This is a genomic window from Flavobacterium chilense (assembly GCF_001602525.1).
GTDB classification, from domain to species: Bacteria; Bacteroidota; Bacteroidia; order Flavobacteriales; family Flavobacteriaceae; genus Flavobacterium; species Flavobacterium chilense.
This window is the reverse complement of record NZ_LSYT01000003.1, coordinates 181,612-196,674: the sequence shown is the minus strand read 5'-3', so window position 1 is coordinate 196,674 and position 15,063 is coordinate 181,612. Positions and strand designations below refer to the sequence as shown.

General features: G+C 31.9%; 15 protein-coding genes. 7 read left to right on the top strand and 8 right to left on the bottom strand.

The window, feature by feature from the left end; all coding sequences use genetic code 11:
- Positions 1–241: 241 nt before the first annotated feature.
- From A4F88_RS10200 to A4F88_RS10170, 7 genes are all read left to right on the top strand, one after another.
- A complete protein-coding gene (locus A4F88_RS10200; protein WP_068842508.1) occupies positions 242–1,219 on the top strand; it encodes a hypothetical protein in 978 nt (325 codons plus the stop codon).
- A gap of 232 nt (positions 1,220–1,451) precedes the next feature.
- Positions 1,452–2,351 (top strand): hypothetical protein, encoded by a 900-nt coding sequence (locus tag A4F88_RS10195; RefSeq protein WP_068842507.1) that lies wholly within the window; start codon positions 1,452–1,454, stop codon positions 2,349–2,351.
- A gap of 111 nt (positions 2,352–2,462) precedes the next feature.
- Positions 2,463–3,008, top strand: coding sequence for a hypothetical protein (locus tag A4F88_RS10190; protein ID WP_068842506.1), 546 nt, complete (start codon positions 2,463–2,465; stop codon positions 3,006–3,008).
- Between the two features lie 90 nt (positions 3,009–3,098).
- Positions 3,099–3,983 (top strand): hypothetical protein, encoded by an 885-nt coding sequence (locus A4F88_RS10185; protein WP_143155032.1) that lies wholly within the window; start codon positions 3,099–3,101, stop codon positions 3,981–3,983.
- A 99-nt stretch (positions 3,984–4,082) separates the two neighbouring features.
- Positions 4,083–4,841, top strand: coding sequence for a hypothetical protein (locus A4F88_RS10180; protein ID WP_143155033.1), 759 nt, complete (start codon positions 4,083–4,085; stop codon positions 4,839–4,841).
- A 207-nt stretch (positions 4,842–5,048) separates the two neighbouring features.
- Complete coding sequence (locus tag A4F88_RS10175) at positions 5,049–5,696, top strand: hypothetical protein (protein ID WP_068842503.1); 648 nt, start codon at positions 5,049–5,051, stop codon at positions 5,694–5,696.
- 257 nt (positions 5,697–5,953) lie between these two features.
- Positions 5,954–6,418, top strand: coding sequence for a hypothetical protein (locus A4F88_RS10170; protein ID WP_209442823.1), 465 nt, complete (start codon positions 5,954–5,956; stop codon positions 6,416–6,418).
- 103 nt (positions 6,419–6,521) lie between these two features.
- On the opposite strand, the gene A4F88_RS10165 is transcribed toward A4F88_RS10170, so the two are convergent.
- The 8 genes from A4F88_RS10165 to A4F88_RS10125 all read right to left on the bottom strand — a co-directional run bounded on the left by A4F88_RS10165 (position 6,522) and on the right by A4F88_RS10125 (position 14,943).
- Positions 6,522–6,908 carry a helix-turn-helix transcriptional regulator gene (locus A4F88_RS10165; protein ID WP_068842501.1) on the bottom strand — a complete coding sequence of 129 codons (387 nt, stop codon included), beginning with the start codon at positions 6,906–6,908 and terminating at the stop codon, positions 6,522–6,524.
- 219 nt (positions 6,909–7,127) lie between these two features.
- A complete protein-coding gene (locus tag A4F88_RS10160) occupies positions 7,128–7,541 on the bottom strand; it encodes a hypothetical protein (protein WP_068842500.1) in 414 nt (137 codons plus the stop codon).
- 492 nt (positions 7,542–8,033) lie between these two features.
- Positions 8,034–8,936, bottom strand: coding sequence for a carbohydrate kinase family protein (locus A4F88_RS10155; protein WP_068842499.1), 903 nt, complete (start codon positions 8,934–8,936; stop codon positions 8,034–8,036).
- 141 nt (positions 8,937–9,077) lie between these two features.
- On the bottom strand, positions 9,078–9,665 hold the full coding sequence (locus tag A4F88_RS10150; RefSeq protein WP_068842498.1) for a LutC/YkgG family protein: 588 nt from the start codon (positions 9,663–9,665) through the stop codon (positions 9,078–9,080).
- A complete protein-coding gene (locus A4F88_RS10145) occupies positions 9,658–11,058 on the bottom strand; it encodes a lactate utilization protein B (RefSeq protein ID WP_068842497.1) in 1,401 nt (466 codons plus the stop codon). The genes A4F88_RS10150 and A4F88_RS10145 overlap by 8 nt, the downstream gene beginning before the upstream one ends.
- Before the next feature lie 114 nt (positions 11,059–11,172).
- Positions 11,173–11,913 carry a (Fe-S)-binding protein gene (locus A4F88_RS10140; RefSeq protein ID WP_068842496.1) on the bottom strand — a complete coding sequence of 247 codons (741 nt, stop codon included), beginning with the start codon at positions 11,911–11,913 and terminating at the stop codon, positions 11,173–11,175.
- 291 nt (positions 11,914–12,204) lie between these two features.
- The gene (locus A4F88_RS10130; protein WP_068842494.1) at positions 12,205–13,566 is read right to left on the bottom strand and encodes an FGGY-family carbohydrate kinase; all 1,362 of its coding nucleotides are present in this window, start codon (positions 13,564–13,566) and stop codon (positions 12,205–12,207) included.
- A 102-nt stretch (positions 13,567–13,668) separates the two neighbouring features.
- On the bottom strand, positions 13,669–14,943 hold the full coding sequence (locus tag A4F88_RS10125; protein WP_068842493.1) for a sugar isomerase: 1,275 nt from the start codon (positions 14,941–14,943) through the stop codon (positions 13,669–13,671).
- Between the last annotated feature and the right edge of the window lie 120 nt (positions 14,944–15,063).

Genomic DNA, 15,063 nt, shown 5'->3' with positions numbered 1-15,063 from the left:
AAAATGGAAAGAGATAGCCCCGAGCTATGAAGCATTCTTAAAAAAATAAACATTCAAAAAATTAAGAGATTACTGTGCATTCTAAAAATAACATTTACTTGTTTGGGAAGATTTCGGGGAGCAGGTTAATTAAAACTTATTTCGATACAATTAAATTACTAAAAACAGTTTTAATTATCGACTTAGAATTGTTGGTAATTAATTTTTACAAGTAAACCTACTCTTAAAAATACAATCATTTATGAACACAAACATCACTACAACCCAAATTAATAAAGCTATAGATTGCTGTATTGAGGCACTGAACAACCCGATTGAAGGAACGCAGAAATCAGTCGGAGACGATGCGCTTGTGATAGAAACAATTCACAAAGCATCGGCACCACCTTATACAGGCAGGGGCTCTTCAATAGTTAATACTATTACCTATACGCTACAGTGGTTAAGTGCCATTATATGGCTATACGATTTTGCAAACTATACCGAAGACGAAATGCTGGAATCTGCACAAAAAATTGTAAATGCTGATATAATTTTTAATCATATTTTGAAGCATATTATTACCAGCCTAACCAAAAAAGATAAGATAGATGAGGCCGTGAATATGACAAAACACTTTAAAAAAACAGTCATATTTAGAAAAGAAGAAGACAATCAGGACAAAGGCTACTTAATCATTTTGGAATACTATGCAAAGAAAGGTGACGACAAAAACTTTTTTAAATATTTCAAACTCAGTAAACCTGCTATTAATAAAACAGAAGTATATGTGGCAAAACGGAAACTTGTCCAGCATTTTACTTTGCAAAATGGTGTACAAAAATCATTAGAACTTTGTCAACATAAAAACCTTGGCAAAGGTCTTCATTCGTGTATAGTAGAACCATTTGCACAAGCGGGAAGATATGGAGAGTTAAAAGCAATTTTTGTCCAATATCCGGAACTTAAAAATCCGGAACAGGAAACAGAATTGAGCATGTTGACATCGGCATGTTATCATGCAAAAAATAAGAACATTATCATTCTTGAAGATGATTTTGAAGAACTGTTTGCAAGGGCATTAAAAGTGGACAGAAAAATTCGCTTTGGTGATTGCAAATTGCAGAATTGGATTTTACTGAATTTAGGATTAGCAAGCAAAGGCAATGTAAAAAGAATGATAATGTGCAGAAAAGCTATTAAGAATAATAGTCTTAAAAGAGAGTTGGAGATTAAATAATAGTTTTATAATAATAGACATATAAACTCAGTCTATGAAATATTCTTTAAAAAATAAACATTCTAAAAATAACATTTGCTTATTCGAAAAGACTTCAGGGAACGGAGCAAACATAATGATTCTTGGTGCTTGAAAACAGAACACGCCACAAGAAACGATTCGTGTAAAAGCGGGAAACAAACTTACTAGCAATTGAGTATTTATTTTCAATAAATAATAAATAATAAATCAAATGATTATATATAGAAGAATTGGTAATATCCTTTTAACTATTGGTATATGTGCCGTATTTGCAGGTACTGTTTTAGGATATATCGGTAAGGATTCCTTTGGCATGGAAGGATTGTTTTTGTTTGGATTTGGGATTCTAAGTGGTTTGGTTTCATTAGTACTGCAACGGCTTCATGGTATTAGAGTAAATATGGGTCCTGTTGTCTGGGGTAAAATTATAAATGCCTGGAATGAAAGCGAAAAGTCTGTTAAAATAATAAAGTTAGAAGTAACGTATATCACCAATGCCAAAGAAAAAATTACAGCCTTAGATTGGGTATATGTTTCCCAAATCAAAATGTCGGATTTTGGGCGTGGCAGGATAGTGCCACTCAAGTATGACCCGAAACATCCAAGTCATATCAAAGTGTTTAGTGATGTAGAAAAAGCAAGAGCAAAATATGGTTCGCCTTCTCAACAAGTTGTAAACGATTTAGAAAATCAAAATCCGTGGGAACAAACTGAGTTTTCTACTTTTGATTCCTTTGATGACATAAAAAGCAAGATGTCAGATTTTTCAAAGTTTGGTACAATTTCAAATGGCAAAACTCAATTCAGCTTCGGCAAATCAACATTCAATACAAAAACAACGCAATATTCAACAACCGAAAGATCTACAGCAGATGTAACAGGCAGAGTACAAGCCCAAGGCGTAATTTTGTCAATACAGCCTACGGGTAACATTATTAATGATGAAGGCGAAATGATGCTATATCTACAAATTACCAGACCAGATGGTACCTCTTATAATACAACGATTACCAAGCCTGTTCCCCAAGTAAGATTATTTTTTTTAACAAAAGGAAGTGTCGTAACTGTTTTTTATATGCCATACGATGAACAAAATATAGTACTTGTATAAAATACAATGTTGTTTCCTGACTTCGAAAAGCATAAAACTGCTAAATACTATTTTTAGTTCAATAGAAGACTTTGAAGAGAAATTAATAGAATTTAAATAACATAAAAAAACATGTCAAAATTTGTAATAGCAAAAACAATGTCTATCGATCTAAAAAATGAAAACTATCGTGGCATACTTATTCAGATGGATTTCCCAATACGTTATACCTTGTACGATATAATCCAAATTATTAAAATGTATACCGGTTATACAGACAGATTTGAATGGAAATTTATAAACCCATACGACAGAAGCAAAGATTTAAGCTCTGAAAAAAATAAAGATGAATTGGATAAAATATACTTTGATGAATATCGTGATATCACGCCCGAGATAGATTGCATGTATGGTTCGCTTGCTATGAGCATTGGTGCAAGAGGATATAAGAAATACAAAAAAGTTAATCCTACAACATATCTGGCAGTGGGAAACTTTCCGACAGAAGATGAATTTTCTGCTAATATAAATATCATCGAAATGAAGAAAAAACATTCAAAAGAAGAACTAAAAGCCATCGATGAAAAACTTTCTTCTTTTTTTAAAAATAAATACAAAATAACGGATGAAATGGTTAACACCTTTTTTGGTTCTCAGAATAATTTAGCCAGAAAATGAGTAGAAGTGTAAATTTTATAATCCTGAGTGTATAGTTGGAATGTACCACACGAAAGGATTCGTGTGGTAGTAATGGAAAATATATTTATTATGAATAGAATTTTTTTTTACTATCTATTACTTTGTATGTGGTTCAATTCTAATGCACAGGAAAAATCCTCTAAATCATTGGGATATGTTTCAAAATTAGATACCGTCATAAATAACCGTTTAATCTATAACTATAAAAATAAAGATTTCTATAAAATCTATAAAGACATAAATCATAAATATGGAGTTTCAGATAGTTATGCCAACATTATAGTGCCTGCATCATATGATCGTTTGATAAAACGAGGAGAGTTTTACTACATGACATATGGAGGACAAACCGAACTTTTTTGGCTCGATGTAAATAATAAAATGCTGGAAAAAGTTTCTTCTTTTGTAGATTTCCATCTTCGTATAAATGATAGTATTGACGTTTTAAAAAATAAAAATGAACAATTAAACGTCGTTATCAACCATAGTAATACATTTTTACCATTTGAATACACGCTTTTCACAAAGGTTGGTGATAAATACTTTACTCAAAAAACATACTCAAAAACAGTAGAAGTTCTTGACAGAAATTTACAAAAAATCAAAACATTTAATAAACTAATAGATTTTAAAATATTATCAGATAAAGATAGTACAGTTACAGCTGTCAATATTAATTTTAAAACAGGAGTTTTAAATAGTCGTTTAGAAATTTTAGTGCCATTTATTTATAATTCTATTATACAATGTTCTTATGACAGAAATTATTATATAATCAGTCAGTATAGGAATAATGTTTTAAAATATGGTATAATGGATAAAAATTTTAAGATAGTTATTTCATTGTTGTACACAAATATTCAGGAAGGAGAAAAAGAACCCTATATACTTTTAACAAAAAAAAATGGGGCTAAAAAAGTAATTGAATTTAACGATTTAACTAAACAATTTTAAATCTCACATGGTTGCTTTTTAAGACACGTTTTGCTTTTTCAAATATACAATTCTGCAACAATAAAATTTAACTTATTAATAATCAAAAAAGGTTTAAAAATGAATAAAATTTATTTGAATATTTTACTATTATTTTTTTTTACTTATTGTAAAAATGATGAAGCTTCAATAATCAAAAAGCATGCTCTCACTACCGATATTTTACATCCAGTATATTTAATATCTCAGATGACTATAAAAGACCAAGAAGCAAAACGGGAAGAAATTATAAAATACAAATATGATTCTTTAAACAGAATAACAGAAGTTCAACTAGGAATATCAACTGTTTATAATAGTTATGATAAAAACAACAAGCTTACTAAAAAGAAGCATATTTTTAAAGAATATAATTATTTTAATACTCAGGATTCTTTAGTTTATAGCGATCAGGAAGTTAAGATCTTTTCAACTGGTAATAACAAGTATTCCCTTCCGAAAATTTATAAATTAAAATTAAACAGCTCCGGTTTGGTTTCAGAAATGCAAGCTGATAAACTAACATCTGTATCTAATGAATATGATAATGATCATAACCTCAAAACAGAAAGATCATATAAAAATGGAAAGTGTATAAAAACAAACTTTCAATATGATAATAAACATTCTCCTTTTATCAATATTATTGGTCATGATCCGAGAATAATCCCTCAAAAAAATAACATCATCAAGGAAACAATTTATGATTGCAATAGTAATGATGTAAAAAATATAATTACTTATACTTATGAATATAATAATGATGGTTATCCTACTCAAAAAAAAGAGAAAAGAGATACAAAAGAAATCATTACTACTTACCAATATATTATAAAATAACAACTTGAATGAAGCTGATAGTCTACTCTACGAAAAGCAAACTTCTCTACTCCAATTTATTCTCTTTTATTAAAACTTATTTTGATACAATGATGGCTTTTAAAAGCTGTTTTCATGTTTTGCTTTTGATAATTTTACCTGATAACGAGATGGTTCTGCCTCATTCAGGTGATAAAGTTGCCATCAAAGAGTGATAAAATAAAAAAAATGACAAACATTACTTTTCCAGATGAAGCACAAGCATTTCTTGAAAAAGCCATAAAACAAATCAAGATAAGAAAAATTGTCATTAACTGTTTTCTTTTTAGCATTCCGGTTATTTTGTGCATTATAAGTCTTTACACTTCTGTTCGTGAGACTAATATAGCCAGAAAACAATTTTTGAGCGCCAACGAATATACTGAACGTATTCATGATTGCTTTTTAGAAGCTTTAGTAATATGGTGCTTCGGAATGTTATTTATGGTTGCACTTGCAATAGCAATGACGACATACATGAATCGCTATATAGAAGTAATAACAAGATTATCAAAAACAGACTTGTTAAAACTAAAAACAATGAATGAAGGGTTACTTTGCTACCAAAAGTACTGGACACCTTATATCATTAACAAACAAGAAGTGGTTGTATTCGAATTATTAACTGTTAAATATTTCAATATCAACAAATTGAACTTTATCACCATCACAAGAAGGATTGTAAAGGGCGGTTTTGTTTACATAATAACCGCTGGTGCTAATAATGATGAAAATAAATTAAAAATCACTGGCATGAATATCTTTCTTGCCGAAAATTTAATCAAGGAAGTATTGGCTGTTAATCCCAAAATAAAAGTGAAACGATGGAATGATTAACATACTACTTGAAAATAAACAAAAAAGTCGAAACTTCTAAAATCAAACTAAATGAAGTATGATCAAAAAAATAAACGTTCTAAAATTAAGAGATTGCTGTATGAAGCCCCCGACTTCGTACTCTTTCCAATTTATAAAATTTCTTATCCTATGTAATGATTAAAAAATGGCTCATTGTTATAAGTATCATTTCAATAATTGGTATTTACATCTGTTTCTTTCTTCCTGTACACTTTTATTATGGTAATTATATAGGGATGGTATTTTCATTTTCGGTTACAGGCACTTTATTGGTTATGTTTACAGTAGCTGATTACAAACAGGCTAATTTATACAGGTTCTTTTTAAATAAAGGTTCTAATAAAACGCCACATTGGTTTCGTAATTGGCTATTAATAGGTAGTTTTTGTATGACATTAATGGGAGGAATTTCTTTTCTGTTATTTAACAAAAGTGAGAACTATCTGAAAGAAAATGGTGTTCAGGCTACAGCTGTAATTGTATCTAAGGAAGAATATAAAAAGCTAACCGGAATAACGAGAAACGACGGAGAATATGGATATATGGTAGGTTATAAGTTTGTTAATCGTAATGGTGTTGAAATAGTACAAAAAAGATTTTCGCATGCATCATACGAATCTATAGAGATTGGTAAAAAAGTAAAAATTATTTATGTGCCTGAATATCCTGAAATTTTAGAGGAATACATGGAGTCTCAATGAAAAACTCCTCCGCTACTGCGAGCGTATTGTTCCTAGTCCAATATTATTTTGAAAAATAAAAAAAAGTCGGAACTTTTAAAATCCCGACTTTTTTAGAACATTTTTAGATTTGTCCAAATTTGTCTTTATAACGACATAATTCTTCTTCTGTTTTTTTTAATAATTTTTCTAAAAGCAAAATTTTGTCTTCATAAAGTACTTTCAAAGCAGCACTGTTATCTGAATTAATCTGTATACTTCCGTTGTTGTTTCCTCTCACTTTATTGAAACTATTGAAATATCTCTGACTGTCAAAACTAATAACATCTTCTACGCTAACTTCTAAAATTCGGGCAATTTCTACCAGTTTAACATAGGAAAGAATTGTTTTTCCTTTTTCGATCTTACTATAGCCTGCTTGTGTAACTCCTAATTGATCTGCCATATATTCCTGCGTGTAATTTTTCAATTCTCTGATGCTTTTTATTTTATTTTTTATTGAAGAGGTCATAATTTTTGGGGTATTTTGTATAGCTAAAAACTGACCGCTATTAAACTTTTAGTATTCCAGCTATGCGTTTAGTGTGTTTATCATACTATTTCAATTGTAGGTTAATGATATAGTATATGTTCATTTTTTTTTAGTAGTAATAACAAAACCATATACAACAGCTGCTGCCATCAAAACTAAATCATAAACGGAGATTCCGGTTAATAACATGGTTTGACTTTATAGATTAGTTTTTGCTTTTTTTAAAAGTCGGTCAAAATTACAGCTTAGATACTGATCAATTTGTTTTCCAATCACGGGACGATCCTGACGATTAATTTTAACTTTGGTTTCTTTTTTATAAATGTCTCTCACAATGACATAATAATCAAATTCTTTATTGTTATGAAATCTCAAAATAATAAGAATTGTATAAGCCAATAAGGTAGGTCCTATGTAATACAACTCAGATAAATTTGAAAAAACCATACAATAATAAGCCAAAGCTGTTACCGAAATAAAAGCAGAATTTTCAAGAAGGTAGGTCTTCTTTTTTTTAAGTAAACCAAGTTCAGCAATCTCATTAAAATTGTATTGCCATCGATTTGATCCATACTGAAACTGAACCTGGTCATGAGTAAGGGTAAAGAACATAATAATTTGGGGTTATTTAAAAAAAGTGAATTATATAGTAATTTGAATGAAAGCAAAAACAGCTAAAGACTGTTTTAGATAATTGCTTTAAAACAAAACTTCTATCCCCGCAATATTACGCATAATCTGTTTTTTTCTCTCTCTCAACCCTCTTATAGAATATAACTAAAAGTTGTAATTAAATCTAAAATGTCAATTTTTACTTATTTTTAACATTTTCGGCTAACGATTTTACTGATGTCTTTTTCGGCGAGAATAACTGTTTTCTAGATTGATATAAAAAATAAAGACTGCCTCTTAAAAAAGAAACAGTCTTTAGTGATTAGACTCAATTTTATATTTTTTTTAACGGAGATTCAGCAACTCTTAAATGACCATGATTTGTTTAACAGTAACATCCCTGTTAAACTCCGGTTTGTTTTTCTAACTTTAAGACAAAACATAATGCATAACTTTTTCAATCATCGCAATTGCGAATGATTTTGCAAGTATTTATATTTTTTTATGCATCAGGGCTTCGATCCTTTCTATAGAAATTTCCGGATTGGCTCCCGGTGATTCTGCTACTAAAGCTCCAATCGCGCATGCAAAATCTACTGCGCTTTGCGGATCTTTTCCGGTAAGCAATGAGGTTATTAAGGTGGCCAAAAACGAATCGCCTGCTCCTACAGTATCTGCAACTTTTACAGGATAACCGCTGTTTTCATAAAGTGTGTTATCCCAAAACAACAATGCGCCATGTGCGCCTCTTGTTACGCACATTGCTTTTGCATGAGTTCTTTGTGCAATAAAATGTATGTTTTCTTCCAGCGTTGTAAAAGGTGAATCTAAAGCTGTCGCAATTTCCAGTAATTCTTCGTCGTTAAATTTGATAAAATCTGCAGCATGTATCAGACGCTCCAGAATTTGATACGAATAATGCGGTTTTCTTAAATTTACATCAAAAACTTTATAAGTTTTGGTTTGCAATAATGCTTCAAGGGATTTTCTGGAAACCTCATCACGACACACTAAACTTCCAAAAATTAAAACATCAGCTTCAGAAACTAATTTCTTTCCTGAATCATTTACATTGATTTTATCCCAGGCCGATGGATAATGAATTACATAACTTGCAGCCCCGGTATCGTTTAAAGTTACATTGACCAATCCTGTCGGGAAATCTTCAATGGTGCTAATGGCGCTTGTTTCAAGTCCTAAGCTTTTTATATGGTTTAGAATTGCTTTTCCGTTTTCATCATTTCCTACGCAGCTAATCATTGCTACATCGCAGCCTAATGTTTTCATTCGCAAAGCAACGTTTAATGGCGCTCCTCCAATCTTTTTTTCCGTATCAAAAACATCCCAAAGAACTTCTCCGTAAGCTACAGCTTTAAGGCTTTTTTCATTATTCATTCTCTACTTCTTTTTAATATATTCTAACTATAAAATTAGACTTTTATTTTTTGCTGACCTATTTATATCATTTCCGGAAATAAAAAAAGAGGACTATCAAATCCTCTTTAAATTCTTTTAAATATTTTTTTATGTTCTAATCTAATCTAATAAAAAAACAATTAAGCCTCTTGCGCCATGTGCTCCTAAAACTAACGATTGCTCAATATCTGCCGTTTTAGAAGGTCCGGCAATAAAAGTTCCAAAACCATATTCCTGATTCCCAATTTGGTCATACGCCTGCTGCATCGTGGCAAGAATATCTTTTTTATGTACTATAATTGCTAAATATTGTGCGATAAAAGGCGATACACGCTGTCCTAATAAATCATCTGTAACCCAAAGTGCACTATTCTCAGCCACGCCAAAATGTGCTTTTATGACATTTAATTCTACATCCTGAAGCGAATGCGGATCATCGTTTGTCCAGTTTAAAGATGCAATCTCTGAAAGCTCCGGAATAGTGGTTATAATGCGTTTTTTGATTGCATAATTTGTTTTGATGTACTGGATAATTTCTGGATAATTTGCTACTTCAACCGCTTCTCCTCCAATATTTTTCAGAACTGTTTTATAAGTTTCCTGTACATCAAATTGCTCTTTGCCTAAAAGATTCAGATCCGGCAAGTCTGTGACAAAAGCAGGTTGATTTTGCTTTATTTTTTTTAAGATTTCAGCTTTACTACTCATTGTCTTTTGCTTTTGCTTCTCTTGAATTTTTCTTGTACCATTCTCTAAAAGATTCCTCAGGAACGGCTGGCATCTCGCGTTGATCGTACCATTTATTCATTTTGTTATTTACTAATGAAGAGACATTTTTCATTACAAATCTTCCTGATTTTCCGGCAAGATTAAAGATCGTTGGGTTGGCCAGAACGGTTGCCATGGTTTTCATTGCTATGGTCTTAGCTTTTGGAGTATGACCTTCTTTTACCAGAACCTGACGCCATTTGTACAATTGATCATGAATATCTATTTTTACCGGACAAACATTGGTACAGGATCCACAAAGTGTACTCGCAAAAGGTAAATCGGCATTTTTGCTCATATCTAAATTGGGCGCTAAAATAGAACCAATTGGTCCTGCTACAGCATTATGATAACTGTGTCCGCCGCTTCGTCTGTACACAGGACAAGTGTTCATACACGCACCACAACGAATACATTTTAGAGAGTTTCTAAAATCTTCCCTGCCTAATTGTGTGCTTCTGCCGTTATCGACAATAACGATATGAATTTCTTTTCCGTCTCTTGGTTTCTTAAAATGACTTGAAAAAGTAGTAATAGGCTGTCCGGTGGCGCTTCTTGCTAATAATCTTAGAAAAACACCTAAATGTTTTCGTTGCGGAATCAGTTTTTCGAATCCCATAGAAGCAATATGCACATCGGCTAAATGTGCGCCCATGTCGGCATTTCCTTCATTGGTACACACTACAATTTCCCCAGTTTCTGCAATGGCAAAATTGACTCCTGTTAGAGCCACTTTTCGGGTTAAAAATGTATTTCTTAAACTTAAACGTGCTGATTCGGTTAAATATTGAGGATCGATATTGCCTTTTTCTGTTCCTAAATGTTCGTGAAAAGTTTCGCTTACATCTTCTTTTTTAAGGTGAATAGCTGGTAAAACAATATGACTAGGCGGTTCTTTACGAAGCTGAACAATATATTCTCCTAAATCAGAGTCGATGACTTCGATACCTTTTTCTGCCAAATAATCATTTAGATGACATTCTTCTGTAAGCATCGATTTTGATTTTACCATTTGCTTCACCTCATGTTTTACCATGATCGAATGTACTATTTCATTGTGTTCTTTGGCATCGGCTGCCCAGTGTACAATAATGCCGTTTTTTTGAGCATTGGCTTCAAATTCAATCAAATAATCATGAATATTTGAGAGGACATTGTTTTTGATTTTTGAAGCGGTTTCACGAAGCAATTCCCAATCAGCGATTTGATGTGCAGATTTATCCCGTTTTTCACGTACAAACCAAAGTGTTTCATCGTGCCAGTTTACCCGTTCTACATCTTTATTAAAACGTGCTGCAGCTTCGCTATGTTCTATTGTTTTTTTTGAAGACATCTTTTTCTTGTTTGTTTTACATTTAAGACGTTAAGTAATTTAAGCCAGGCTTTATGAACTTAATATCTTAATGGTAAAAAGAAAATTAAGTTTAATTTAAAAAAAATCACTTACTTAATTTTCGAACGAATTTAATATTTCGGCGATATGAATGGTTTTTATCGGGCTTTTTTGTCTTTTCAGAATTCCTTCTAAGTGCATCAAACACGACATATCTCCACCTGTGATATAATCAACCTGATGGTTTTCATGATCTTTGATTCGATCTTGTCCCATTTTTACTGATACAGCTTCTTCAGTTACACAGAATGTGCCTCCAAATCCGCAGCATTCGTCTTTTCTGGATAAAGAAACCAAATCCAGGCCTTTTATATTGTGCAGTAATTGTTCCGGTTTAGAGAAAAATGGTGCGTTTAATTCTGTCATCTGCGAAAGCTTTAATCCGCGCTGACCGTGACAGCTTACATGCATTCCTACTCTGTATGGAAAATTTCCGTTGATGGAATCTACTTTGAGAATATCGGTAATAAATTCTGTGAGTTCGAATACTTTTTTTCTCATTTCGGCTGCCAGTTCTTCTTGTTTTTCGTCATGCAAATGTTCTTTTACATGCAAAACACAGCTTCCGGACGGACAAACTATATAATCGAATCCGGCAAAATTGGCTATAAAATTGGCATCACAACCTTTGGTTAGATATTGATAGCCGCTGTTTGCCATAGGCTGTCCGCAACAGGTTTGTCCCATCGGAAAATGAACTTCGCAACCTAATTTCTGCAAAAGCTCATAGGTTGCAATACCTACTTTTGGGTAAAACTGGTCAACATAACACGGTATAAATAATCCGATTTTCATATTAATTATTATTTAAACACATAGAAACATAGCTTTAGAAAACGTAAAAAGGTGTTTCACTTTAAATAAAACTCATAGCACTATGTGATAGAAATGTATTTCTTTTGTATTCTTTTTTGACACATAAAATCTATGTTTCTATGTGATAAAATATTTTTCCAACCAGATTTTCCTTTTTTAATTTCAATTGAACGGATTAAAATCCGTTGCTACAAAATGAATCGTTCCTCCGGAACTTTTTTAATCTGTGGTTATTTTTTAATTTTTAATTCTCAATTTTTAATTCAAAACCTAGTGTTTGTAAAATTTCAAATCAATTAAATCATTTTGAATCGGTTTTGGATTCCAGTTTTGATGAATGGCTAATGCGGCACCTAAGGCACTGGCTTGTGCCATCGAAGCGGCATAGACTTCTATATCCGGAAAGGCTTCGGCTAACAGATTCATGAAAATTGAATTTTTGCTGAATCCTCCATCCACAAAAATTTTCTTTACAGGACTATTCTGCACTACTAAATTAGTCGAAAAAACCTGTTGTTCAACCAAATCCAGCATCAATTGATGATAAGCGATTTCGTAACTTTTAAAAGAAGAAAGGTCTCTTTTTTGAAAAGGACATTCTTTTAAAATATCAAAATCATATTTCTTTGGATAAAGAATTTGAAAATTCAGTGCTCTTAAATTTGCTACTATATTTTTGTCAAAATAAATATCTTTATAAGTATCTACAGGAACTTTAAAATGTTCTGCCAGTCTTTTGGTTTGCACTTCATGTTCGTTGCCAGAGAAAAGACGGGCTGCTTTTACAGGTTTATCTGTGTATTGCATATAGCACAAACAATCGTTTTGTAATTCTTCAAAAGTCAACGGTTTATTATTAAACGGATTAAGAGAGATACTCCAGGTTCCGGTTGATAATAAAACAAAAGGCTCTGTAAAATTGATCGTATACGGAATAATAGCTGAAGAACTGTCGTGTAATCCAACACCAATTGCTAATCCGTTTTCGTTTTTGATGATGTCTTTCCCTTGATGAAGCGGCGGAATTTTAGCCGAAATATTTTCGTTTTTAAGCCATTTATGATACTTCATTTTCTTGAAATTCCAAAGATTGGTATGACATCCAATACTTGTAATATCAGCATAAGTTTCGTTGGTTAACAAAAAACTCAAATACTGTGGTAAATGTAAACAGTGCTTTACCTGTTTGAATAATTCCGGTTTTTCTTCTTTTAGCCTGTAAAGCTGCATTCCTGAATTCAGACTTCCTAAAACGGGAGAAGCTGTTTTGACTGCAAACTTTTCTTTGCCTTTATATTTATGGTAGAAATCATTTTTTAAATCCTCCGGATAATCTTTAAGATAATTATACAGAGGAGTTAAAACTTTTCCTTCTTTATCAATGTAAACAAAACTGGCACCGTAAGTGCTAAAATTGATAGCTTTTAAAACGTAATTGGTCAGGTTTTTTATTTCGGCTAATCTTTCAAATATCCAGCTTTCGAGCACTTCTATATTTTCGCAGGGAAAACCATCTTCATCAACGGTTTCATCCAGATTAACTGATTTTTCCCAAACAATTTTATAGTTTTCATCAAATAAAAATACCTTTTTGTTTGTTTTACCAATATCAAAAATTGCAACTACATTCATTTTTCTAATTGTAAATTGTGAATTGTAAATTGTGAATTATAGAACTATGATTATTAAGTAAGTCTTTTTATTAACTTATAACTCATAATTCATAACTCATAATTACAATCCCGTTGCCAGTGTTTTTAATCCTCTTTCTTCGATAAGATTTTGTCTTACTTGAATCGAACGGTATAATGCTACCGGATTTAATGCTGCACCAGAACGTAAACGTGCTTCGGCAACCAGGGCACGAACATCTGTACGGAAGGCATTTTGTAAAATTTCCTGTGCTTTTACCATATCATTTTCTTCCTGTGCTTTTTCTAATGCTTTTCTGTCTACCGAAAGTGCCTGTGCATAAGCAATCATAATGGCTTCAACAGATTGTAACAAATCCTCTAACGGATCTTTGATGTTGTGTGATGCATCGATCATCCAGCCTAAATCTTTAGCATGATTCATTCCTCTGGCGTCCATTCCGTCAACCAATTCATTAAAAATCAGGAATAACTGATACGGTTTTAAAGCTCCGGCTGTTAAATCGTCATCGCCGTATTTTGAATCGTTAAAGTGAAAACCTCCCAGTTTATTTTCCATCAACAATAAAGAAACGATTTGCTCAATATTGGCATTTGGTAAATGATGTCCTAAGTCAACTAATGTTTGTGCTTTGTCTCCTAACTTTTTTACATACGAATAAGATTGTCCCCAATCTGCCACTGTTGTAGAATAGAAATTAGGTTCTGCACATTTGTATTCTAAAAATAACTTCCAGTTTGAAGGCAATGCATCGTAGATTTCTTCTAAACTTTCTAATGTATTCTGGTAAGCTTTTCGAAAGTTTAATTGCCCCGGAAAAGAAGATCCGTCTGCTAACCAAACCGTTAGAGATTCTGATCCTAATTCAATTCCGTGTTGAATGACTTCGATATTGTGTGCAATCGCTTGTTTGCGGACTGCTTTGTTTACGTTTTGTAAGGATCCGAATTTATATGAATGTTCCTGATTTGCCTGATCCTGAAACGTATTCGAATTCATAGCATCAAATCTTAAATTGTGTTGTGCTGCAAGACTTTTTATTGCTTTATAATCCTGAGGAATATCCCATGGAATATGCAGAGAAATAGCTCCCGAAGCATTGTTTAAAGCATGAAGCAAACCTACATCTTCAATTTTTTCTTCTATAGAACGTGGTTCTCCGCCTCCTGCAAAACGTCCAAATCTGGTTCCTCCGGTTCCTAATGCCCAGGATGGAATTGCGATTTGAAAATCGATTAATTTTTGAATAATGGATTCTGTTTCACCAATTTCTGATAATGTAAAGGCTAATTTATTTTGATGTTTTTTTAATAAATCTTCATTATGAGATTCAATATTGTTTGATCCGATTATCATGATATTTTATACTTTAATAGAGATTACAATATATAATTAAAAGCTTTAATATGTTTTTTTTTAACACATAGAAACATAACTTAAAAAGGCATTTCACTTGCATTAATACACATAGATCTA